The 21,705-nt window shown below is 65.0% G+C and carries 19 protein-coding genes; 9 read left to right on the top strand and 10 right to left on the bottom strand.

Going from position 1 to position 21,705, the window contains the following annotated elements; genetic code table 11:
- Nucleotides 1–71: 71 nt before the first annotated feature.
- The 3 genes from N5C28_RS17305 to metR all read right to left on the bottom strand — a co-directional run bounded on the left by N5C28_RS17305 (nucleotide 72) and on the right by metR (nucleotide 3,576).
- On the bottom strand, nucleotides 72–1,742 hold the full coding sequence (locus N5C28_RS17305; RefSeq protein WP_279824279.1) for an SEC-C metal-binding domain-containing protein: 1,671 nt from the start codon (nucleotides 1,740–1,742) through the stop codon (nucleotides 72–74).
- Between the two features lie 2 nt (nucleotides 1,743–1,744).
- A complete protein-coding gene (locus tag N5C28_RS17300) occupies nucleotides 1,745–2,488 on the bottom strand; it encodes a glutathione S-transferase family protein (RefSeq protein WP_279824277.1) in 744 nt (247 codons plus the stop codon).
- 167 nt (nucleotides 2,489–2,655) lie between these two features.
- Nucleotides 2,656–3,576, bottom strand: coding sequence for a transcriptional regulator MetR (gene metR / locus N5C28_RS17295; protein ID WP_279824276.1), 921 nt, complete (start codon nucleotides 3,574–3,576; stop codon nucleotides 2,656–2,658).
- A 194-nt stretch (nucleotides 3,577–3,770) separates the two neighbouring features.
- Here metR and metE point away from each other — a divergent pair, with 194 nt between their 5' ends.
- Both metE and N5C28_RS17285 read left to right on the top strand, forming a co-directional pair.
- Nucleotides 3,771–6,062 carry a 5-methyltetrahydropteroyltriglutamate--homocysteine S-methyltransferase gene (gene metE / locus N5C28_RS17290; RefSeq protein WP_279824273.1) on the top strand — a complete coding sequence of 764 codons (2,292 nt, stop codon included), beginning with the start codon at nucleotides 3,771–3,773 and terminating at the stop codon, nucleotides 6,060–6,062.
- Between the two features lie 252 nt (nucleotides 6,063–6,314).
- Nucleotides 6,315–7,304, top strand: coding sequence for an alpha/beta hydrolase (locus tag N5C28_RS17285; RefSeq protein WP_279824272.1), 990 nt, complete (start codon nucleotides 6,315–6,317; stop codon nucleotides 7,302–7,304).
- A gap of 66 nt (nucleotides 7,305–7,370) precedes the next feature.
- On the opposite strand, the gene glpD is transcribed toward N5C28_RS17285, so the two are convergent.
- Nucleotides 7,371–8,912: a glycerol-3-phosphate dehydrogenase gene (gene glpD, locus N5C28_RS17280; protein WP_279824270.1), complete on the bottom strand. Its 1,542-nt coding sequence runs from the start codon at nucleotides 8,910–8,912 to the stop codon at nucleotides 7,371–7,373.
- Nucleotides 8,913–9,039: 127 nt separating this feature from the next.
- A complete protein-coding gene (locus N5C28_RS17275; RefSeq protein ID WP_279824268.1) occupies nucleotides 9,040–9,798 on the bottom strand; it encodes a DeoR family transcriptional regulator in 759 nt (252 codons plus the stop codon).
- A 145-nt stretch (nucleotides 9,799–9,943) separates the two neighbouring features.
- Between N5C28_RS17275 and ybaK the strand changes: the two genes are divergently transcribed.
- From ybaK to N5C28_RS17255, 4 genes are all read left to right on the top strand, one after another.
- Nucleotides 9,944–10,414: a Cys-tRNA(Pro) deacylase gene (gene ybaK / locus N5C28_RS17270; RefSeq protein WP_279824267.1), complete on the top strand. Its 471-nt coding sequence runs from the start codon at nucleotides 9,944–9,946 to the stop codon at nucleotides 10,412–10,414.
- Between the two features lie 61 nt (nucleotides 10,415–10,475).
- Nucleotides 10,476–11,963, top strand: a complete 1,488-nt coding sequence (gene glpK, locus N5C28_RS17265) for a glycerol kinase GlpK (RefSeq protein WP_279824265.1) — start codon at nucleotides 10,476–10,478, stop codon at nucleotides 11,961–11,963.
- Nucleotides 11,964–11,983: 20 nt separating this feature from the next.
- Nucleotides 11,984–12,772: a transporter substrate-binding domain-containing protein gene (locus tag N5C28_RS17260; protein WP_279824262.1), complete on the top strand. Its 789-nt coding sequence runs from the start codon at nucleotides 11,984–11,986 to the stop codon at nucleotides 12,770–12,772.
- A gap of 102 nt (nucleotides 12,773–12,874) precedes the next feature.
- Nucleotides 12,875–13,663 carry a PhzF family phenazine biosynthesis protein gene (locus N5C28_RS17255; protein WP_279824261.1) on the top strand — a complete coding sequence of 263 codons (789 nt, stop codon included), beginning with the start codon at nucleotides 12,875–12,877 and terminating at the stop codon, nucleotides 13,661–13,663.
- 18 nt (nucleotides 13,664–13,681) lie between these two features.
- Here N5C28_RS17255 and N5C28_RS17250 read toward each other — a convergent pair whose 3' ends face one another.
- Together N5C28_RS17250 and argF are read right to left on the bottom strand one after the other, a co-directional pair.
- Entirely contained in the window at nucleotides 13,682–14,788 is a 1,107-nt protein-coding gene (locus N5C28_RS17250) for an ABC transporter ATP-binding protein (protein ID WP_279824259.1), read from the bottom strand.
- Nucleotides 14,785–15,705 carry an ornithine carbamoyltransferase gene (argF, locus tag N5C28_RS17245; RefSeq protein WP_279824257.1) on the bottom strand — a complete coding sequence of 307 codons (921 nt, stop codon included), beginning with the start codon at nucleotides 15,703–15,705 and terminating at the stop codon, nucleotides 14,785–14,787. Before argF ends, N5C28_RS17250 begins: the two co-directional genes overlap by 4 nt.
- 332 nt (nucleotides 15,706–16,037) lie before the next feature.
- Here argF and N5C28_RS17240 point away from each other — a divergent pair, with 332 nt between their 5' ends.
- The 3 genes from N5C28_RS17240 (at nucleotide 16,038) to grxD (ending at nucleotide 19,161) form a co-directional block, all read left to right on the top strand.
- A complete protein-coding gene (locus N5C28_RS17240) occupies nucleotides 16,038–16,469 on the top strand; it encodes a hypothetical protein (protein ID WP_279824256.1) in 432 nt (143 codons plus the stop codon).
- A gap of 147 nt (nucleotides 16,470–16,616) precedes the next feature.
- A complete protein-coding gene (locus tag N5C28_RS17235; protein WP_279824255.1) occupies nucleotides 16,617–18,725 on the top strand; it encodes a molybdopterin oxidoreductase family protein in 2,109 nt (702 codons plus the stop codon).
- Nucleotides 18,726–18,834: 109 nt separating this feature from the next.
- Entirely contained in the window at nucleotides 18,835–19,161 is a 327-nt protein-coding gene (gene grxD, locus N5C28_RS17230) for a Grx4 family monothiol glutaredoxin (RefSeq protein ID WP_279824253.1), read from the top strand.
- A 121-nt stretch (nucleotides 19,162–19,282) separates the two neighbouring features.
- Here the strand turns inward: grxD and bfr are convergent, their stop codons facing one another.
- The 3 genes from bfr to N5C28_RS17215 all read right to left on the bottom strand — a co-directional run bounded on the left by bfr (nucleotide 19,283) and on the right by N5C28_RS17215 (nucleotide 21,684).
- A complete protein-coding gene (gene bfr, locus N5C28_RS17225; RefSeq protein ID WP_279824251.1) occupies nucleotides 19,283–19,753 on the bottom strand; it encodes a bacterioferritin in 471 nt (156 codons plus the stop codon).
- A 207-nt stretch (nucleotides 19,754–19,960) separates the two neighbouring features.
- Complete coding sequence (locus N5C28_RS17220; protein ID WP_279824249.1) at nucleotides 19,961–20,179, bottom strand: bacterioferritin-associated ferredoxin; 219 nt, start codon at nucleotides 20,177–20,179, stop codon at nucleotides 19,961–19,963.
- Between the two features lie 164 nt (nucleotides 20,180–20,343).
- Nucleotides 20,344–21,684: a PLP-dependent aminotransferase family protein gene (locus tag N5C28_RS17215; protein WP_279824248.1), complete on the bottom strand. Its 1,341-nt coding sequence runs from the start codon at nucleotides 21,682–21,684 to the stop codon at nucleotides 20,344–20,346.
- Nucleotides 21,685–21,705 lie beyond the last annotated feature (21 nt).

The following is a 21,705-nucleotide window of genomic DNA, read 5'->3' as shown; positions in this document are numbered from 1 at the left end:
AGAACGCCAGGGGGCGCAATAGGTTCGGACTCGCGTCGTGCGCGGCTGCAGACGGTATTGGTGCCGCGGTTTCAGGCTCCGCAGCACTTCTTGTATTTCTGCCCCGAGCCGCAGGAACAGGGATCGTTTCGGCCGGGTCTGGTCGTGCCCTGGGCGATTATTGGCTGATGCCGTGTAGCGGCCAGTGCGTTGTGGGGATGTTTGAGGGGCTCGATACCGGCCAGGTGGAGCAGCGTATTAACGGCCGTGGCGTCGTGAAAGGCGGCGCGCTCCAGCAGGGCACTCAATTCGGAGAGATGTTTGCCTGGGGTCGGAACGCCGCGCTCGTCGAACTGCAAGCACACCAACAGGTCACTCAGTTGCAGGCGCGGGTCCGGTCCGAAGCGGCTGATATGCCTTCGGAGCGTGCCAAGCACCTTTTCCGAATATGCCAGGCAGGTATCCCTCAGGTTGTGACAGTCGCCCTCGCGGTCGATGGCCTCGTAGACCGTCAACAGGTAGTGCGCCGCGCGCACCCAGCCTGTCACGCTATCGTCCGTGGTGAGGGTCAGTTCGGCCGCCACCATCGCCGCGCGCGATTGAAACGCGGGAAACGCAAGGCAGCGCTCGTAGAGCCTGAAGGCCTGGGAAATGCCCTGGCCCTCGATGCGCCCCTGTTGAGTCAGAATCCCCAACTGGAACAGGGCGTCCGGGTACGCCTGGTTGGCCGCATCGGTGAGCCATTTGACGGCCGTATCGGTGTTGCGTTCGACGCCTGCGCCGGCCTGATAGAGCACGAACAGGTTGTATTGCGCGGTGGGGTAACCGGCTTCGGCGGCGCGCTGGATGTACTGCGCGGCGGCTATCGGGTCGATGTCACAGCCGATCCCCTTGGCGTGAATGATCCCCAGTTGGCTGAGGGCTTCCGGGTGATCCTGCCTGGCCGCCTGCTCATAGAGTTCCCGCGCGTACGGCAGGTCTTCATCGAAGATGCCGCGGCCGGTGAGATGCCCGTGGGCTACGTAGACCAAGGCATCCGCATGGTCCATCGAGGTGGCATGGGCAATCAGGCGCTCGCCTTCGGTGCGTCGCTCCTGGTTATCGCCCTGATGGCTCGCCAGGTACAGGCCGTACTGGTACATGCAGTCGGGGTGTCGATCATTCGCGCCCTGTTTGAACCAGAACATCGCTTGCTCGATATGTGCCCGGGATGCCATGCCGTAGCCATCTTCTTTTTGAAACCAGTCTTTTTCGGCGAGTTGATCGGCTTTCTCCTTGAAGTAGATGCCCGCCTGGTGCATGGCCTCAGGAGTCGCTTCGATCATGGCGCTGTAGCACATGTCCCTGAGGCCGTCGGACTCGAGGATAGCCACTTCGTACTCGGGAACGTCCTGGTGGCTCAAATGGAAGAATTGCTCGATCAAGCCGCGGGCTGCGATGAGCGTTTCCTGGGCCATGGCCGGAAAATCATGTGTCTCGAAGTCATAGCTTTCCGGGTGGCAAGCCCGGTTGCCATTGCGTTGAAGGGTTCGCAGATGACTGCGTGCTGCTGGCGTAAGCATGCCGCGCGCGTGGAGCGACCTGATTTTCGTGTCAGTGCTCTGGCCTTCGAGGTCGCGGTCCAGGAGGTCGCAGAACGCCGATGCCAGACCGCGCAACGAAGAGAGGGCCTGAATCGGCGTTTCACTGCTGAAGCGCTTGCCATCTCGGTACAGCCGGCCAATCCGCTCGGATGCGCTGAACGCAAATTCGACGTCGTTCATCTTCATTCGCCGCGTCGCTGGCGGTCCTGGGCGTAGCGCTGCAGCACCCATTGCCCGGCGGGGTGGGCGTGCAGGTCGTCGAGGAAGGATTGGGTCGCGGCGTCGTGGCCGCTGATCTCGTGCCAGGGCGTGCCCGGTGGGGTGAACAGCGGGGCGAAGAGGGCGGCGGCGCTGATGTCGGCCAGGGTCAGGCGCTCGCCCACCAGGTAGCGCGACGGGTCGCCCTGGATGCGCGATTCGATCAGCGCCAGGCCGTCGAGCAGTTCGCTTTGCGACTTGGCCACCCGCTGCGGGGTGACGCCGTAGAGTTGCTGCACGCCGCCGATCAGCAGCGGCTTCATCAGGTCGCGCAGGCCGAACAGTGGCCGGTAGACCTTGAGCATGGCGTGCATCACCGAGTCCCACTGCCTGATCTGGCCGTACAGCCAGCGGCGCACGTGCACGCCGAGGCGGTCGAACTGCTCTTCCAGTTCCAGTACCTCGGCCCGTTGCGCCGGGTCTTGCGGCAGCAGGGGCGAATCCGGGTACTGGGCTTCGAGGTACAGGGCGATCTGCGTGGAGTCGCCGATCACGGTGTCGCCGTCACGCAGGATCGGCAGGGTGACGATGCCCGCCAGGCGCTTGCTCTTCAGGCGGTGCAGGCCGGGGAAGAGGTTGTCGACGTTGAAGTCGAGGCCCTTGTGGTCGAGGTGCCAGCGGGTTTTCTCGCAGTAGTGGGAGATCGGAAACTGGTAGAGCGTGCGCATCGTCGACCGTGCCTCGGTGAAGTGGACCGGCAGTGTAGGGCCTGGCGCGGTGACCGCCGAGTCCTGCCGCGCCGTGCTTTGGTTTTGATCGTTCCCACGCTCCGCGTGGGAATGCATCCCCGGACGCTCCGCGTCCCAGCGGTAGAAGGGACGGCGAATAAGTGGGCTCAGCTGCGCGCCACGCTGACGCCTTCGAGGTTGGCGAAGGAGGTGTCCTTGGCGGTCAGCAGGAAGTCGCGCATGAACGGCGCGTCGAGCATGTCGGTGCGGATGCCGGCATACAGCGTGGCGAACAGCCCCTTGTCGCCCAGGCGCTTGGCGGTCACGTAGCCGCGCGAGCTGTATTCGTGCAGCGCCCAGTTGGGCAGCCCGCACACGCCGCGCCCGCTGGCCACCAGCTGCATCATCATCACGGTCAGTTCCGAGGTGCGGACCTGGGCCGGTTCGACGTCGGCCGGTTCGAGGAAGCGGGTGAAGATGTCCAGGCGATCGCGCTCCACCGGGTAGGTGATGAGGGTTTCGCTGGCCAGGTCTTCGGGCTGGATCGACGATTTGCTCGCCAGCGGGTGCTGGTTGGCCACGGCGAGCATGGCCTCGTAGGTGAACAGCGGCACGTAGGTGATGCCGGCCAGCTCCAGCGGGTCGGAGGTCACCACCAGGTCCAGGTCGCCGCGGGCCAGGGCCGGCAGCGGGGCGAAGGAGAAGCCCGAGGCAAGGTCCAGTTCCACCTCGGGCCAGGCGTCGCGGAACTGGTCGATGGTCGGCATCAGCCACTGGAAGCAGCTGTGGCATTCGATGGCCATGTGCAGGCGCCCGGCGGTGCCGCCGGCCAGGCGCGAGAGGTCGCGTTCGGCACTGCGCAGCAGCGGCAGCACCGCGTCGCACAGTTGCAGCAGGCGCAGGCCGGCGCTGGTGAAGCGCACGGGCTTGGTCTTGCGCACGAACAGCTGCATGCCGAGGCGTTCTTCCAGCTCCTTGAACTGGTGCGACAGGGCCGACTGGGTCAAGTGCAGGCGCTCGGCCGCGTCCACCAGGCTTTCGCTTTCGCGCAGGGCATGGAGGGTTTTCAGGTGGCGAAGTTCGAGCATGGCGGGCCTCTGGAGCAGGGAGAGCAGCGAGCCGTCCATCAATCGTTTGAAAGATGGTTGGCGCTCTTCATGAAAATGATTCATGCAGCCTACATGAGTGAAACTCTAGATGAAAGCGAATAGGTTGAGTTTGTCTCACGATCGCTCGGCCCCGAGAATGCGCCCATTCTGTTTATCTGATGGAGCGTATTTACATGGCTGTCTCTCATTCCCTAGGTTTTCCGCGCATCGGGCGTGATCGCGAACTGAAAAAGGCCCTCGAGGCGCACTGGAAAGGCGAGCTGGATGAGGCCGGCCTGCAAGCAGTGGGACGCCAGCTGCGCGCTGCCCACTGGCAGCTGCAGAAGGACGCCGGCATCGAGCTGCTGCCGGTGGGCGACTTCGCCTGGTACGACCAGGTGCTGACCCACTCGCTGAGCTTTGGCGTGATCCCCGAGCGCTTTCGCCCGCACAGTGGCAAGCCGACCCTCGACACACTGTTCGCCATGGCCCGTGGCGTCAGCCATGGCAGCTGCTGCGGCGGTGCCCATGCTCAGGAAATGACCAAGTGGTTCGACACCAACTACCACTACCTGGTCCCTGAGTTCAGCGTCGACCAGCGCTTCCAGCTGAGCTGGGAACAGCTGTTCGACGAGGTCGCGGAAGCCCACGCCCTGGGGCACACCGTCAAGCCGGTGCTGATCGGCCCGCTGACTTATCTGTGGCTGGGCAAGGCCAAGGGCGATGCCTTCGACAAGCTGGAACTGCTCGACCGCCTGCTGCCGGTCTATGGCGAGATTCTCCAGCGCCTGGCTGCGCAGGGCGTGGAGTGGGTGCAGATCGATGAGCCGATCCTGGTGCTCGACCTGCCACAGGACTGGAAGAATGCCTTCGAGCGCGCCTACAACATCTTGCAGCGCGAGCCGGGTAAGAAACTGATCGCCACCTATTTCAGCGGCCTGGAAGACAACCTCGGCCTGGCGGCCAACCTGCCGGTGGACGGCCTGCATATCGACCTGGTGCGGACGCCGGAGCAGTACCCGACCATTCTCGATCGCCTACCGGCGTACAAGGTGCTGTCACTCGGGCTGGTAAACGGCCGCAACGTCTGGCGCTGCGACCTGGAAAAAGCCCTCGATGTCTTGCGCCATGCCCATGAGCGGCTGGGCGAGCGCCTGTGGGTGGCACCTTCCTGCTCGCTGCTGCACAGTCCGATGGACCTGGGCCGTGAAGACCAGCTGGATGCTGAACTGAAGAGCTGGCTGGCCTTTGCCGTGCAGAAGTGCGCCGAGGTCGCGGTGTTGGCCAAGGCCGTCGATCAGCCACAGGCCGCCGACGTGCAGGCGGCACTGGCCGACAGCCGTGCGGTACAGACCGCTCGCAGCCGTTCGCCACGCATCCACAAACCAGCGGTGCAGGCACGCCTGGCGGCCGTGGTGCCGGCGGACAGCCGGCGCCAATCGCCCTTTGCCACGCGCATCGAACAACAGCGTGCGCGCCTGCAACTGCCGGCACTGCCAACCACCACCATCGGCTCCTTCCCGCAGACCTCGGCGATCCGCCTGGCGCGCCAGTCGTTCAAGCAGGGCAAGTTGTCGGCGGCGGAATACACCGAGGCGATGCACAGCGAAATTCGCCATGCCGTGGAGATCCAGGAGCGCCTGGGACTGGACGTGCTGGTGCACGGCGAGGCCGAGCGCAACGACATGGTCGAGTACTTCGCCGAGCAACTGGACGGTTACGCGTTCACGCGCTTTGGCTGGGTGCAGAGTTACGGTTCGCGCTGCGTGAAACCGGCGGTGATCGTTGGCGACCTGAGCCGCCCGCAGGCAATGACCGTCGAATGGATTCGCTACGCCCAGGGCCTGACCAAACAGGTGATGAAGGGCATGCTGACCGGCCCGGTGACCATGCTGATGTGGTCCTTCCCCCGCGAGGACGTCAGCCGTGAGGTGCAGGCGCGACAACTGGCCCTGGCCATTCGCGACGAGGTGCAGGACCTGGAGGCCGCCGGGATCAAGATCGTGCAAATCGACGAGGCGGCGTTCCGCGAAGGGCTGCCGCTGCGCAAGGCGCAATGGTCTGAGTACCTGGATTGGGCCACCGAGGCCTTCCGCCTGTGCGCCTCCGGGGTGCGCGACGAAACGCAGATCCACACTCACATGTGCTACAGCGAGTTCAACGACGTGATCGAGTCGATCGCGGCGATGGATGCCGACGTCATCACCATCGAAACCTCGCGTTCGGACATGGAATTGCTGGAGGCCTTCGAAGCTTTCGCCTACCCCAACGACATAGGCCCGGGTGTGTACGACATCCACTCGCCTCGGGTGCCGGACAGCGCCGAGATGGTCAAGCTGATGCGCAAGGCAGCCCAGCGTATTCCGGCCGAGCGGTTGTGGATCAACCCCGATTGCGGCCTGAAGACCCGCGGCTGGCCGGAGACCGAGGCGGCGCTGGTCAACATGGTGGCGGCGGCGCGTCAGCTGCGCAGCGAGTTGGCGTGAGGTGGTAGCGGACGCGGAGCGTCCGGGATGCATGCCCACGCAGAGCGTGAGAACGATCGGTGGGCCGAGGTTTCTTGCGCTGTTGTGGGAGCCCCGCCCCGGGGCGAAGCGGTTGGCCCGGGGCGTGAAACGACGCCTCTGGCAACGACCACTCGGCAATATTCATCAAATTGTCACGGTTCTGTGGCAGCGCGAATCATGAAATATCACCAGACTCGCCGCTCAATGGGGTTCTGCGTTTCTGGTGTTTTTATGCGTGCGTTCTTTCTTCTCGCCGCACTTCTGTGTGGCGGGCCTCTTGTTGCTGCTGAACGGTGTGACGTTCAGGCGCCGACTCATACCGTGGCGCTGGGCGATGTGCGCCTGGCGTACCAGAGTGTCGGTCGCGAAAGCGATCCGGCGTTGCTGATGGTCATGGGCCTGGGCGGGCAGTTGATCCACTGGCCGGACGAGGTGGTGGCGCGCCTGTGCGAGCAGGGATTCCGGGTGATCCGATTCGATAACCGCGACGTGGGCCTGAGCACCTGGGCCGAGGCGGCGCCGTCGATCAACCTGGCGTACGAGGCCCTGCGTTACCGCCTGGGGCTGTCGGTGCGGGCGCCGTATCACCTGCGGGACATGGCCACCGATGCCCTGGGCCTGATGGATGCGCTGAACGTGCAGCAGTTTCACGTGCTGGGCGCGAGCATGGGCGGGATGATCGCCCAGCACCTGGCCGACCTCGCTCCGCAGCGGGTGCAGAGCCTGACCCTGGTGATGACCAGTTCCGGCGCCCAGGGCCTGCCGGCACCCAGCGCGGCCTTGCTGGCGCTGCTGGCCCGCCGTGAAGCGCCAAGCCGCGAGATCGCTTTGGAACAGCAGGCCGACCTGCTCGCGGCCCTCGGCAGCCCGTCGGTGACCGATGACCGGGCGGCGTTGCTGCACCAGGCCGAAGTCGCCTACGACCGGGCATTCAACCCCGAAGGCGTGGAGCGTCAGCTGGCGGCGATCCTCGCCGAGCCGAGCCGGGTGGAACTGCTCAACCGCCTGCAGGTGCCGACCCTGGTGGTGCACGGCACGGCCGATCCATTGTTGCCGGTGATGCATGGCGTGCACGTGGCGGCGCACATCAAGGGCAGCGAGCTGAAGCTGATTCCCGGCCTGGCCCATCGTTTCCAGGAGGCGTTCAAGGAGCCGTTGCTGGCCGCGGTCCTGCCGCACCTGCAGGCGCACCGTAACGACGCGCACATGGCTCAGCTGTAACGCTCGCCCTCGACAAAAAGCCCCGCTGCTCGTGTGAACAGCGGGGCTTTTTTGTGCCGAACAGAATCAGGCGGCGGTGACATCTTCCGGGCTGTGCGGCGACACGACGTGCAGGTACTGAGTCAGGCGGGCCTGCTGCATGGGCGTCATGAACAGGCCGAGCTTGGTGCGGCGCCAGAGGATATCGGCACTGTCCACGGCCCATTCTTCCTGGCGCAGGTAATCGACTTCCCGGGTGTACAGCCCGCCGCCCAGGTGTTCACCCAGGTCGGTGAGGTCATCCACGTGCTGCAGAAGGGTCCAGGTGCGGCTGCCGTAGGTGCTGGCCCAGCGGCGGGCGAGGCTGGTGGGCAGCCAGCCGTGGCGGGCGCACAGGGCTTCGACCAGGGCGCTCTGGGTGTCGAGTTTTTCCGCGCCGGGCAGGGGCGCGGTGGCGGTCCAGGGTGCGGTCATCTTCGGAAAGAACGGTGCCAGCTCCGCCAGGGCCGATTCGGCCAGCTTGCGGTAGGTGGTCAGCTTGCCGCCGAACACCGACAGCAGCGGCGCTTCGCCCGGCACGCCGGACAGGGCCAGGGTGTAGTCGCGGGTGATGGCCGAGGGCTCGTCGGATTCGTCGTCGCACAGTGGGCGCACGCCGGCATAGGTGTGCAGGATGTCCGCACGGCTCAGTTGCTGCTTGAAGTGGGTGTTGACCACCTCGAGCAGGTAGTCGGTTTCCTGGTCGGTGATCTTCACCTGGGCCGGGTCGCCCTGGTACTCGCGGTCGGTGGTGCCGATCAGGGTGAAGCGTTCCAGGTAGGGGATGGCGAAGACGATCCGCCGGTCCTCGTTCTGCAGGATGTAGGCCTGCTCGCCGTCGAACAGGCGCGGTACGACGATGTGGCTGCCCTGGATCAGGCGGATGCCGTAGGGCGAATGCTGCTTGAGGTCGTCGCGGATGAAGCCGGCCACCCACGGTCCGGCGGCGTTGACCAGGCCACGGGCGCGGATCGAGTAGAGGCTGCCGTCGGCGCGCTCCAGGTGGATGTGCCACAGGCCCTTGCTGCGCCGGGCGCTGACGCAGCGCGTGCGCGGGTGGATGTGGGCGCCGCGCTCGCGGGCGGCCATGGCGTTGAGGATCACCAGGCGCGCGTCGTCGACCCAGCAATCCGAATATTCAAAGCCCTGCTGCATGTCCGCTTTCAACGGGCTGCCGGCGCCGAAGCGCACGCCGCGGGAGCCGGGCAGCTTCTCGCGCTTGCCCAGGTGGTCGTAGAGGAACAGGCCGATACGGATCATCCAGGCCGGGCGCAGGTGCGGCCGGTGCGGCAGGATGAAACGCATGGGTTTGACGATGTGCGGCGCCTTGGCCAGCAGCACTTCGCGCTCGGCAAGGGCTTCGCGGACCAGGCGGAATTCGTAATGTTCCAGGTAACGCAGGCCACCGTGGATCAGCTTGCTGCTGGCCGAGGAGGTGTGCTGCGCCAGGTCGTCTTTTTCGCAAAGGAAAACGGACAGCCCGCGTCCCGCTGCATCGGCTGCAATCCCGACACCATTGATGCCGCCGCCAACGACGGCCAGGTCATAGACTTCCGCAAGGGGTGCTGCTGGGGCGAGGCGATTGGGCATGGGCGGTACCTGGAATCGAAATTGAACCTTGTGGTGTTCGTTTTCGAACATCCTAGTCCAGCAGACGCGACTTCGCCACCCCGGCGCGCGTTTTCGCGCCGAGTGGCAATCCGTGTGAAGCGGAGGCTCAGACCAGGTCGAGGTGGATCTTGTGCTCGGTCAGCAGGCGGGCGATGGCCGGCGAGGGCGCGGCGTCGGTGAACACGTGGTCGACCAGGGTGATCGAGCCCAGGCGCACCACGGCATTGCGCCCGAACTTGCTGGAGTCGGCGGCGAGGAACACCTGGCGGGCGTTGTCGATGATCGCCTGCGACACGCGCACTTCCTGGTAGTCGAAGTCGAGCAGGCTGCCGTCTTCGTCGATACCGCTGATGCCGAGCAGGGCGAAGTCCACCTTGAACTGCTGGATGAAATCCACCGTGGCCTGGCCCACCACGCCACCGTCGCTGCGCACGGTGCCGCCGGCGACGAGGATTTCGAAGTCGGTCTTGTCGCTGAGCTGGGCGGCGACATGCAGGTTGTTGGTAATGATCTTCAGGCCCTTGTGGTTCTGCAGGGCGCGGGCGATGGCCTCGGTGGTGGTGCCGATGGCGATGAACAGCGAGGCGTGGTCGGGAATGTGGCTGGCGATGGCCTCGGCGATGCGCTGCTTCTCGTCGCGCATCTGCCCGGCGCGCATGGCGTAGGCGGTGTTCTGGGTGCTGGAGGCTTCGGCGGCGGCACCGCCGTGGGTGCGCCGCAGCAGGCCGTGTTCGGCGAGCTGGTTGATATCGCGGCGGATGGTCTGCGGGGTGACCGCGAAGGCCTGGGCCAGTTCGTCGATACTGACGTAGCCGCGTTCGCGGGCCAGGTTGAGGATCTCGTGTTGGCGGGGTGCCAGGCTCATGGCGGCTTCCTTTTTGAGGCGCATTATAGGGCGTCGCCCACGAAATTTTCAGTCAGGACCGTTTGCCGCTTGCGCACGGCTTGCGCTGCAACGCGAACAGCCCCTAAGGTACTCGAACTTTGTCAGAGTATTTTCACATTCGAACATGACGCCTGCCATCGATCTGTTGAAAAAAGCCCGGGCCGAGCACCGGGTGCACAGTTACCAGCATGACCCCAAGGCGCCGTCCTATGGCCTGGAGGCTGCGGAAAAGCTCGGTCTGGAGCCGGCACGGGTGTTCAAGACCCTGCTCGCCGCCAGCGAAAAGGGCGAGTTGCTGGTGGCGGTGGTGCCGGTGGCCGGCAGCCTCGACCTCAAGGCGCTGGCCCAGGCCGCCGGGGTGAAGAAGGCCGACATGGCCGACCCGGCTGCGGCGCAGCGTGCCACCGGTTACCTGCTCGGCGGCATCAGCCCGCTGGGGCAGAAGAAACGCCTGCGGACCTTCATCGATGCGACGGCCCGGCAGTACTCGACCCTGTATGTCAGCGCCGGCAGGCGCGGGCTGGAGGTGGAACTGGCGGCGGACACGCTGGCGCAGCACACCCAGGCCCAGTTCGCGGAGATAGGCCGCGAGTGAATCACGCGATCCCGGTGTGCGCGGCGCGCCGGCCGATGCCATAACAACAAGGAAAACCTGCATGTCCCAGTTCCTGCTCGCGATCGACCAAGGCACCACCAGCTCCCGCGCCATCGTCTTCAGCCACGAGGGCTTGCCGGTGGCGTCGGCCCAGCAGGAGTTCAAGCAGCATTTTCCTCAGGACGGCTGGGTCGAGCATGAGGGCATGGACCTCTGGCACAGCACCCTGCAGGTGTGCCGCGACGCGTTGCAGAAGGGCGGGCTGACGGCCAGCGACATCGTCGCCATCGGCATCACCAACCAGCGCGAGACCACCCTGGTGTGGGACGCGGCCACTGGCGAGCCGATCTACCGCGCCATCGTCTGGCAGGACCGGCGCACCGCCGACTACTGCGCCGACCTCAAGGCTGCTGGCCATGAGGCCCTGGTCACGGCCAAGACCGGTTTGCTGATCGACCCGTATTTTTCCGGCACCAAGCTGCGCTGGGTCCTGCAGAACGTGCCGGGCGCCCGTGAGCGGGCCGAGCGCGGCGAGCTGCGCTTCGGCACCGTGGACAGCTTCCTGCTCTGGCACCTGACCGGCGGGGCCTCGCACAAGACCGATGCCACCAACGCTTCGCGCACGCTGCTGTTCAATATCCACACCCAGCAATGGGACGCTGACCTGCTGGAGCTGTTCGACATCCCTGCCGGCATGCTGCCGGAGGTGCTCGACTGCGCGGCGGACTTCGGCACCACCCTGGGCGAGCTGTTCGGGGCGCCGCTGCCGGTGCTGGGCATGGCCGGCGACCAGCAGGCGGCGCTGGTGGGCCAGGCGTGCTTCACCCCGGGCATGGTGAAGAGCACCTACGGCACCGGCTGCTTCATGATCCAGAACACCGGCGACACGCCGGTGGCCTCGAAGAACCGCCTGCTGACCACCGTGGGCTATCGCCTGAACGGCAAGGTCACCTACGCGGTGGAAGGCAGCATCTTCGTGGCCGGCGCCGCGGTGCAGTGGCTGCGCGACGGCATCAAGCTGATCAGCCATGCCCGGGACAGCGAGGCGCTGGCCATCGAGGCCGGCGACGCCTGTGGCGTGTACCTGGTGCCGGCCTTCACCGGGCTGGGCGCGCCGTACTGGGACCCGAAGGCGCGCGGTGCGATCTTCGGCCTGACCCGCGACACCGGGATCAAGGAAATCGTGACGGCGGGCCTGCAGTCGGTGTGCTACCAGACCCGCGACCTGCTGGAAGCCATGCGCCATGACGGTGCCGCCGCGCCCCACGCGCTGCGTGTCGACGGCGGCATGGTCGAGAACAACTGGGTCATGCAGTTCCTGGCGGACATCCTCGGCGTCACCGTGGAGCGGCCCAAGGTAACCGAAACCACGGCCCTGGGCGTGGCCTACCTGGCGGGCCTGCAGGCCGGGCTGTACAGCGACCTGGAGGCCATCGCCGGCCACTGGCACCGCCAGCAGCGCTTCGACGCGAACATGGATGATGCGCACCGCGACAAGCTCTACAGCGGCTGGCTGGATGCGGTGAAACGGGTGCGCAGCGAAGGCTAGACGCCCGCCAGGATGAAGGGATGCAGGCAGTGATTCGTCGCGCGGGCGCCGCCCTTGTCGGGCTGCTGGTCAGTGGGTTTCTCGGGGCGGCCGTTGCGCGGGCCGAGACGCTGGTCATCGCCGCCGATATCTGGTGCCCGATCAATTGTTCGGCCGCCGCCGAGCAGCGCGGCATCTTCGTCGAACTGGCCGAGCAGATCTTCGCCGAGCACGGCATCCGCGTCGAATACCGGACCCTCAACTGGGCGCGCGCCCTGCACGAAACCCGCTCGGGCCGCATCGATGCGGTGATCGGCGCCGGCGTGCGGGACGCCCCGGATTTTCTCTTCGGCGAAACCCCCACCGGTATTTCCCAGAGCTGCTTCTATGCCCGGCCTGAACGGGCCTGGCGCTACCAGGGCGTGGACTCGCTGAGCGCCGTGACCCTGGGCGCGATCAACGGCTATGCCTACAGCGAGGAGCTCGACAATTACATCCGTGCCCACCACGCCCGGCAGCAGCGCGTGCAGCTGGTGTCTGGCGACCATGCCCTGGCCATCAACGTCGACAAGGTGCTGCACGGGCGTGTCGACGTCACGCTGGAAAACCGCTGGGTGATGGAGGCGTTCCGCGCCCGCTCCGGCGAGGCGCGCCAGCTGGTGCAGGTCGGCTGCCTGCAGGTCCGCTCGCCGATCTACCTGGCGTTTTCCCCGGTGCGGGCCTCCAGTGCGCGCTACCTGACGCTCTACCAGGACGGCTTGCGGCGGTTCCAGGAGGACGGGCGCTACGAGCGGATCATGCAGCGCTACGGCGTCTCCCTGGCGCCCTAGGGCGGACTGTTCCGCTGGAATAGCGAGCGTCTGTGCGTGACGGGTGCCGGTGCCGCGGGCATGCTCCCAGGTCCATCATTCACCGAGGAAGGAATCCCCGTCATGGCCCTTGAATTTCACCAGGTCGATGCGTTCAGTGACCGCCCGTTCGCCGGCAACCCGGCCATGGTCTACCGCCTGGAGCGCTGGCTCGACGACAGCCTGATGCAGCGCATCGCCGCCGAGCACAACCTGGCCGAAACCGCGTTTCTGGTGAAGGAAGGCGCAGCCTGGCACATCCGCTGGTTCACCCCGGCCGCCGAGGTACCGCTGTGCGGCCATGCGACGTTGGCCAGTGCTTTCGTGTTGTTCAACTGTTACGGGGAGCCGGGCGACGCCATCGATTTCACCTGCAAGTCCGGTGCGCTGCGGGTGACCCGAGATGGCGAGCGCCTGGTGCTGGATTTCCCGGCGAGTTCGCCGAAGCCGAGCGCGCATCGCCAGGAGGTGGAACGCATCCTCGGCACGCCGGTGCTGGAACTCTGGGAGACCGCGGAGCTGCTGGCGGTGCTGCCCTCCGAGGCGGCGGTGCGTGCTTGTCAGCCGGACCTGCCGGCGCTGGCCAGGCTGCCGGGGCTGGGCGTGATCGTCAGTGCCCCGGGGGAGCGGCATGACTTTGTCTCGCGTTACTTCGCCCCCGGTATCGGCATCGACGAAGACCCGGTGACCGGCTCGACCCACTGCGCCCTGACACCCTACTGGGCTGAGCGCCTGGGCAAGCGTGAGCTGAGCGCTTTCCAGTGCTCCGCCCGGGGCGGTGAACTGCACTGCACGCTGGACGGCGAGCGGGTGAAGATCGCCGGCCAGGCGGTGCTGGTTGCCAGCGGGCGCTTGCAGATCGCAGGGGTGTAAGGCGAGGCGCCGGGCGGCTCAGTTACTGCTGTAACGGCGCACGCCGGATTCCGGCAGGCTGGTGTGGGCCGCGACGCTGCCCGGTGCGGCGAAGGCCACCAGGTGGTCGGCGGCCACGCGGATGCCGACCTGCTGGCCGGGCTGGTGGTCGGCGTGGCTGGGGAAGATCGACTCCAGCTGACTGCCGGTGGGCAGTTGCAGGCGGTACAGGGTCGCCGCGCCCAGGAAGGTCTTGCCGACGATGGTCGCCTTCAGCGGGCTCTCGGGGTCATGCACGATATCGTCGGGGCGCAGCAGCACGTCCACCGCGCTGCCGGTCGGCCAGGTGTAGGCGCGGTTGCCGCGGATCACGCCGAGCTCGGTCTGCACCGTATCGGCGCTGAGCAACTGCCCGCGAATGAAATAGCCCTGCCCGATGAAGCTCGCCACGAAAGGCGTCAGCGGCTCGTGGTAGAGGTTGTAGGGCGTGTCCCACTGCTCCAGGTGGCCGCGGTTGAACACGCCGACATGATCGCTGACGGCGAAGGCTTCTTCCTGGTCGTGGGTCACCAGGATGGCGCTGGTGCCCCGGGCCTTGAGGATGTCGCGGACTTCCTGGCTCAGGCGCCGGCGCAGCTCGCCGTCGAGGTTGGAGAAGGGTTCGTCGAGCAGCAGCAGGCGCGGTTCCGGTGCCAGCGCCCGGGCCAGTGCCACCCGTTGTTGTTGCCCGCCGGACAGCTCGTGGGGGTAGCGTTTGCCCAGCTGGTCGAGCTTGACCAGTTCCAGCAGTTCCTGGGTGACGGTCTCGCAGTCCGGCTGCTTGCGGATGCCGAAGGCGATGTTCTCGGCCACGCTCAGGTGCGGAAACAGCGCGTAGTCCTGGAACACCATGCCGATGCGGCGTTTCTCCGGGGCCAGGGTGAAGCCGGCACGGGAAATGACCTCGCCTTCGAGCTGGATTTCACCTTCTACCACCGGCTCGAAACCGGCGATGGCGCGCAGGGTGGTGGTCTTGCCGCAGCCGGAAGGGCCGAGCAGGCAGCCGATGTCGCCGGCATTCAGGTGCAAGCTGAGGTTCTGCACCACCCGGTGTTCCTGGTAACCACAGGCCAGGTCGCGCAGGCTCAGCAGCAGGGGGGCGCTCATGCGTGGTGGTAGGCCGGCTCGACCAGGAATTCCAGCAGGGCTTTCTGCGCGTGCAGGCGGTTCTCGGCCTGGTCCCAGGCGACGGAACGCGGGTCGTCGAGCAGGTCTTCGCTGATTTCTTCGCCACGGTGGGCCGGCAGGCAGTGCAGGAACAGCACGTTGTCGGCGGCGGCATCGAGCAGGGCGCGGTTGACCTGGTAGGGCGCGAACAGCTTGAGGCGCTCGGCGATTTCCTCTTCCTGGCCCATGGAGGCCCAGACGTCGGTACTGACCAGGTGGGCGCCCGCCACGGCTTCGCGCGGGTCACGGAAGATCGTCACGCGGTCACCGGCCTGGGCCAGGAACGCGGCATTCGGCTCGTAGCCTTCCGGGCAGGCGACGCGCAGCTGGAAGTCGAATTGCTGCGCGGCTTCTATATAGGAGTTGCACATGTTGTTGCCGTCGCCGATCCAGGCCACGGTCTTGCCCACGATGCTGCCACGGTGTTCGTGGTAGGTCTGCATGTCGGCCAGCAGCTGGCAGGGGTGCAGGTCATCGGACAGGCCGTTGATCACCGGGACGCGTGAGTTGGCGGCGAACTCGGTGAGGGTGCTGTGGGCGAAGGTGCGGATCATCACCGCGTCGAGCATGCGCGACATGACGATGGCGGCATCGCCGATCGGCTCGCCACGGCCCAGCTGGGTGTCGCGTGGCGACAGGAAGATGGCCTGGCCGCCGAGCTGGATCATGCCGGCTTCGAACGACAGGCGGGTACGGGTCGAGGCCTTCTCGAAGATCATGCCCAGCACACGGTTCTTCAAGGGTTCGAACAGGACGCCGCGGTTGCGCAAGTCCTTCAGCTCCATGCCGCGGCGGATCAGGCTCACCAGTTCGTCCGGTGTGCAGTCCATCAGCGAGAGAAAGTGTCTTGCGCTCATCGTTAACTACCTTTTTCACAACAACTCGCAGGTTCGACGGCCAGCTTTTACGGAAAAACGGCGGAACCTGCGGCTAGAAGCCGCACAGTGCGACGAAACGGGGAAGGCGCGATCTTATAAGCAAATGACGACTGGGCGCAAATTGTCCGCTCGGACCGCTTAAGTAGGCGGTTTGTAAGCCTTTTTCTTCTCTCGTCGTGCGAGATGTCACAAAACTTAAATCTTCGCTTGCCTGTCTAGAATGCGGGTCTTAGGATGCCGGCGCCTTTTCGAGGCAATGCATTGCCCCCGCAATGGGGTATCCATGGAAATGTTGTGCAAAGGAGTTTTGCATGAAACGCATCGCGTCTATCGCCGCTATCTCTACTCTCGCCCTGCTGACTGGCTGCGCCAGCCAGAACGTTAGCCAGCCGACTGCACCGCTGAACGGTACCGTCAAGACTAACCTGAAGGCAGACGTAAAAGTGGGCGAGACCATCACCGGTCAATCATCGGTCAACATCCTGTTTGGCGTGTTCAAACTCGGTGGCGACACTCAGTTCGCTGACGGCGTGACTTACGGTGGCGGTGAAGGCGGTTTCGCTCTGGGTCTGGACCCGGTTGCCACTGCCAAATCCGCAGCTGCTTTCAAAGCTGTCAAATCCTCGGGTGCCGATCTGATCGTCGCTCCGCGTTACGAAGTTAACGTGCAGGATTACCTGGTATACAAAGCCGTGAACGTCAAAGTGACCGGCAACAAAGGCACCGTTACTTCGATCCGTTAAGATCGTCGCGACAGCCTGAATCGGCCGGCATGATGCTGGCCGATTCATGAGACGAACGCTGCTGGCGCAGCGCCCCTCCAGCCTCCATAGTTCTTGCCTGTAGCGACCCGACCGGTCGTCTCGCACCCAGAACAATGAGGCTAGGCCATGACCAAGACCCTCCATCACCGTGCCTGTCATCTCTGCGAAGCCATCTGCGGCCTGACCATCGAGACCCAGACCGAGGCGGACGGCAGTACCCGAATTCTCTCCATCAAGGGCGATGCCCAGGACAGCTTCAGCCGTGGCCATATCTGCCCCAAGGCCGTGGCCCTGCAGGACATCCAGAACGATCCCGACCGCCTGCACCAGCCCATGCGCCGCGTGGGTAACGAATGGCAGGCCATCGAGTGGGATGAAGCCTTCGCGCTGGTGGCCGAGCGCCTCAGCGGTATCCAGGCGCGTCACGGGCAGAACGCCGTGGCGGTCTACCAGGGCAACCCCAGTGTGCATAACTACGGGCTGATCACCCACAGCAACTACTTCCTCGGCCAACTGAAGACCCGCAACCGCTATTCCGCGACGTCGGTCGACCAGTTGCCCCATCACCTCACCAGCCACCTGATGTACGGCCACGGCCTGCTGATTCCGATCCCGGACATCGACCACACCGACTTCATGCTGATCCTCGGCGGCAACCCGCTGGCGTCCAACGGCAGCATCATGACCGTGCCGGATGTGGAGAAGCGGTTGAAGGCGATCAAGGCGCGGGGTGGGCGTTTGGTCGTGGTCGACCCACGGCGCAGCGAAACCGCGGCGATCGCCGACCAGCACATCTTCGTGCGTCCCGGGCAGGACGCCGCGCTGCTGTTCGGCGTGCTGACCACCCTGTTCGACGAGGGCCTGACCCGTACCGGCCACCTGCCTGTGGAAGGGCTGGACAGTGTGCGCGAGGCGGTCGCCGGCTTTACCGCCGAGGCCATGAGCGCCCGCTGTGGCGTGCCCGCGGAGACCATCCGCCAGTTGGCTCGGGATTTCGCAGCGGCCGACAAAGCCGTGTGCTACGGCCGGATGGGGGTGTCCACCCAGGCGTTTGGCACGCTCTGCCAATGGCTGGTGCAACTGATCAACCTGGTGACCGGCAACCTCGACCGTGAGGGTGGGGTGCTGTGCACCGAGCCGGCGGTCGACCTGGTGGCCTCGACGTCGGGCGGGCATTTCAATCGCTGGCAGAGTCGGGTCTCCGGCCTGCCGGAATACGGCGGTGAGCTGCCGGTGGCAGCGCTGGCCGAGGAGATGCTCACCGAAGGCGAAGGGCAGGTCAGGGCGCTGGTGACAGTGGCCGGCAACCCGGTGCTGTCGACGCCGAATGGGCGGCAGTTGGAGCAGGCACTCGATGGCCTGGAGTTCATGCTCAGCATCGATTTCTATATCAATGAAACCACGCGCTACGCCGACCTGATCCTGCCGCCCACCGCGCCGCTGGAGCACGATCACTACGACACCACCTTCAACCTGTTCGCGGTGCGCAACGTTACCCGTTTCAACGAAGCCGTGTTGGCCAAGCCCAGGGGCGCGCTGCACGACTGGGAGATTTTCGTAGGCCTGGCCAAGGCGTTCGCCGCCCGCACCGGTGCGGAATTGAAGCCGACCATGGCCCCTGACCAGATGATCGACATGGGGCTGCGTTTCGGCCCCTATGGCGACCGTTCCGAGCGCAAGCTGACCCTGGCGGCGGTGCGCGAGCATCCCCATGGCCTGGACCTGGGGGCGCTCAAGCCCAACCTGGCGGCGCGCCTGAAAACCGCCAGCAAGGCGGTCGAGGCGGCGCCGGCGGTGCTGCTGGCGGACCTGCAGCGCTTTGCTGCGCAGCCGGTACCGAAGGGCGATGAGCTGCTGCTGATCGGTCGCCGCCATGTGCGCAGCAACAACTCCTGGATGCACAACTACCACCGCCTGGTGAAGGGCAAGCCGCGCCATCAGTTGCTGATGAACCCGGCGGATCTCGACCGGCGTGGTCTGGCGGACGGGCAGCGGGTGCGGGTGCGCTCCCGGGTCGGGGTGATCGAGGTCGAGGTGGCCGCCAGCGACGAAATGATGGCCGGCGTGGTCAGCCTGCCCCATGGCTGGGGCCATGCGCGGCCAGGCGTGCAGATGGCGATCGCCAGCGAGCAGCCGGGGGCCAGCGCCAACGACCTGACCGACGAGCGGCAGCTCGACAGCCTGTCCGGCAATGCCGCCCTCAATGGCGTGCCGGTGGAGGTCGAGGCGGCCTGAGCGGCAAGGCATCGTTGAGCGGGGAGGCCGAGCATTGCGCTCGGCTTTTCGTTACAATGCCGCCACCGTGCCGACCCGTGAGTCGGGAAGTTCAGTCCTGAGGTGCCCAATGGATATCATCGAAACCATCAAAGAGCAGATCGCCAACAACACCGTTCTGCTGTACATGAAAGGCTCGCCGAATGCTCCGCAGTGCGGCTTTTCCTCCAAGGCGGCGCAGGTGGTGATGGCCTGTGGCGAGAAGTTCGCGTACGTCGACATCCTGCAAAACCCGGAAATCCGTGCGAACCTGCCGAAATACGCCAACTGGCCGACCTTCCCGCAACTGTGGGTCGGTGGCGAACTGGTCGGCGGCAGCGACATCCTTGTCGAGATGTTCGAAAAGGGTGAACTGCAGACCCTGATCAAGGGCGCCGTACAGAAGACCGACGCCTGAGTCGTTCTTCGGTCCTGAAAACCCCGCTTTGGCGGGGTTTTTTATGGCCTGTGGATTTATGGATGCGCAATAAAAAAGGGAGCCTGCTGGCTCCCTTTTTATTTCTCTCGATGAACGAGGGTTATTCGTCCATTTGCGATTGCAGGTAGTTCTGCAGACCGATGGATTGAATCAGGCTGAGTTGGGTTTCCAGCCAGTCGATGTGGTCTTCTTCGGAACAGAGGATGTCTTCGAGCAGTTCGCGGCTGGCGTAGTCACCAATGCTTTCGCAGTAGGCGATGGCGGCTTTCAGGTCGGCGTGGGCCTTGTGCTCGATCTTCAGGTCACACTCGAGCATTTCCTGGGTGTTCTCACCGATCAGGATCTTGCCGAGGTCCTGCAGGTTGGGCAGGCCTTCGAGGAAGAGGATGCGCTTGATCAGCTTGTCCGCATGCTTCATCTCGTCGATGGACTCGTGGTACTCGTGCTCGCCGAGTTTCTTCAGGCCCCAATCTTCGTACATGCGCGCGTGCAGGAAGTACTGGTTGATTGCGACCAGCTCGTTACCGAGGATCTTGTTCAGATGCTGGATGACTTTCTTGTCGCCTTTCATTTTTTACGCCTGCCTTGGGGGGGGTGAAGTTGATATAGTCGGGAATTCTCGTCCCAAGTAAGCGGGCTGTCAAACATAAGTGTTTGATATATAAGCTAAAATAAATATAAATACGAATGTTTAAGTTCTGCGTTATGTCGCTAACTAATTGAATTCAAGGCATAAAAAAACCGGACATTAAGTCCGGTTCTTTAACGCCGTGAAAAATCAGGCGGCAACAAAATTTCCAGGGTAGGCCATGGCGGCCTGACTGCTCTGAACTTCGCTGAGCGTTTCACGTACGACCTGTTTGGCCAGGCACGCACATTTGCCACATTGGCTGGCTACGCCGAGGGTCTCGCGGACATCACGGTAGCTGCAGCAACCTTCGTAGATTGCATCGCGGATCTGACCGTCAGTGACACCTTCGCAGAGGCAGACATACATAAGCTGAACTCATCGCTGGGCAGTGATTCGATGCGTCGGATACTAATGTTAATGAGAATGCTTGTCAAAGATCGATTGAGAACGTGGCGCGCCGGAGGGATGAACGGTCGTTCGGCGGGGTGACCGACATGCTGCTGTCATACCGCTGGACACGTGCCGAAGCGCTAGATCGGAAACCGCTCGATCGCATTGCGCACCCGGCGCAGCACGGCTTCGAGCTGCTCCAGTGGCACGGAACTCAGGCCGAGGCGCAGGGCATGGGGCGCGTGCGTTGTAGTGGCATAGGCTTCGGCCTTGGACACCGCGATGTTGTGTTCGGCCAGCGCCGTGGCGATGCGGTCCATGCGCAGCTCGTCGGGCAACGGCAGCCACACGAACAGCGCGCACGGGTTGGCGATCAGGGGCATGCCCGCGAACACCTGCCGGGCGATGGCCTGCCGGAGCCCAGCTTCTTCCCGGTGCGCCGCTTCCAGGCGGGCCACCGTGCCGTCGGCGATCCAGCGCGTGCCCATGGCGGTGATCAAACTGGGCAGGCTCCAGTGATTGGCGCGCAGTTGGCTTCTGACCCGGCCCATCAGGGCTTCGGGAACCACCAGATAGCCGAAGCGCAGGCCGGTGGCCACGCTCTTGGACAGGCTGGAGACGTACAGCGTGCGCTCTGGCGCCCGCGTGACCAGGGCGGGCGGCGCGCCTTCGGCCAGGTAGGCATAGGCGGCGTCTTCGATAAGAAAGCAGTCGTGGCGCCGGGCGATCTCGACGATGGCCTGGCGCTGACGATCGCTCAGCACCCAGCCCAGCGGATTGTGCAGCGTCGGCATGCAATAGATCGCCCGCACTCGGCGTTCGCGGCAGAGGTGGTCGAGGGCCTGCATATCCGGTCCGTCCTGCAGTCCGGACACCGGCCTGAGCGTCAACCCTTGGGCGCTGGCGATCATTTTCAGGCCGGGGTAAGTGAGGGCATCGACGGCGAGCTGGTCGCCCGGGCCGAGCAGCGTCCTGACGGCGATATCGAGCCCGTGCTGGGCGCCGTTGACCAGGAGGATTTGTTCGCCTTGCACCTCGATGCCCCGGTGGCGAGCGAGAAAGTCCGCGACGATCTGGCGTTCATGGCGCCGTCCGCCGGGCGGTTGCTGGTGCAGGAGGGCTGCCAGGTCGCCCGAGGTGGACAGCTCGCGCAACAAGCTGCGCAGCATGTCCGCCTGGCCCGGCTGGCTGGGGTGGTTGAACGACAGGTCGATGGTTTCACTGCTGAGGCGCGCCTCGTCGGCGCTGTCCCACTCGCGCTGCAGCGGCCGGTCCCGGACGAAGGTGCCGCGCCCGGTTTCCCCGACCACCAGGCCCATGGCCTTGAGCTGGGCGTACACCTTGCTGGCGGTGGCCAGCGCGACGCCATGCTGAGCCGCGAGCTGGCGATGCGTGGGCAGTAGCGTACCGGGCGGCAGGCGGCCGCTGCGGATGTCGTCGGCAAGCCGTTCGGCCAGGCGTGTGGCGGGGGAAGCGGTCATGGGCGTACCTATGACAATTCT

The organism is Pseudomonas sp. GD03944 (assembly GCF_029839275.1).
Taxonomy (GTDB): Bacteria; Pseudomonadota; Gammaproteobacteria; order Pseudomonadales; family Pseudomonadaceae; genus Aquipseudomonas.
The sequence above is the reverse complement of the archived record's forward strand: the minus strand, read 5'-3'. Positions and strand labels throughout refer to the sequence as shown.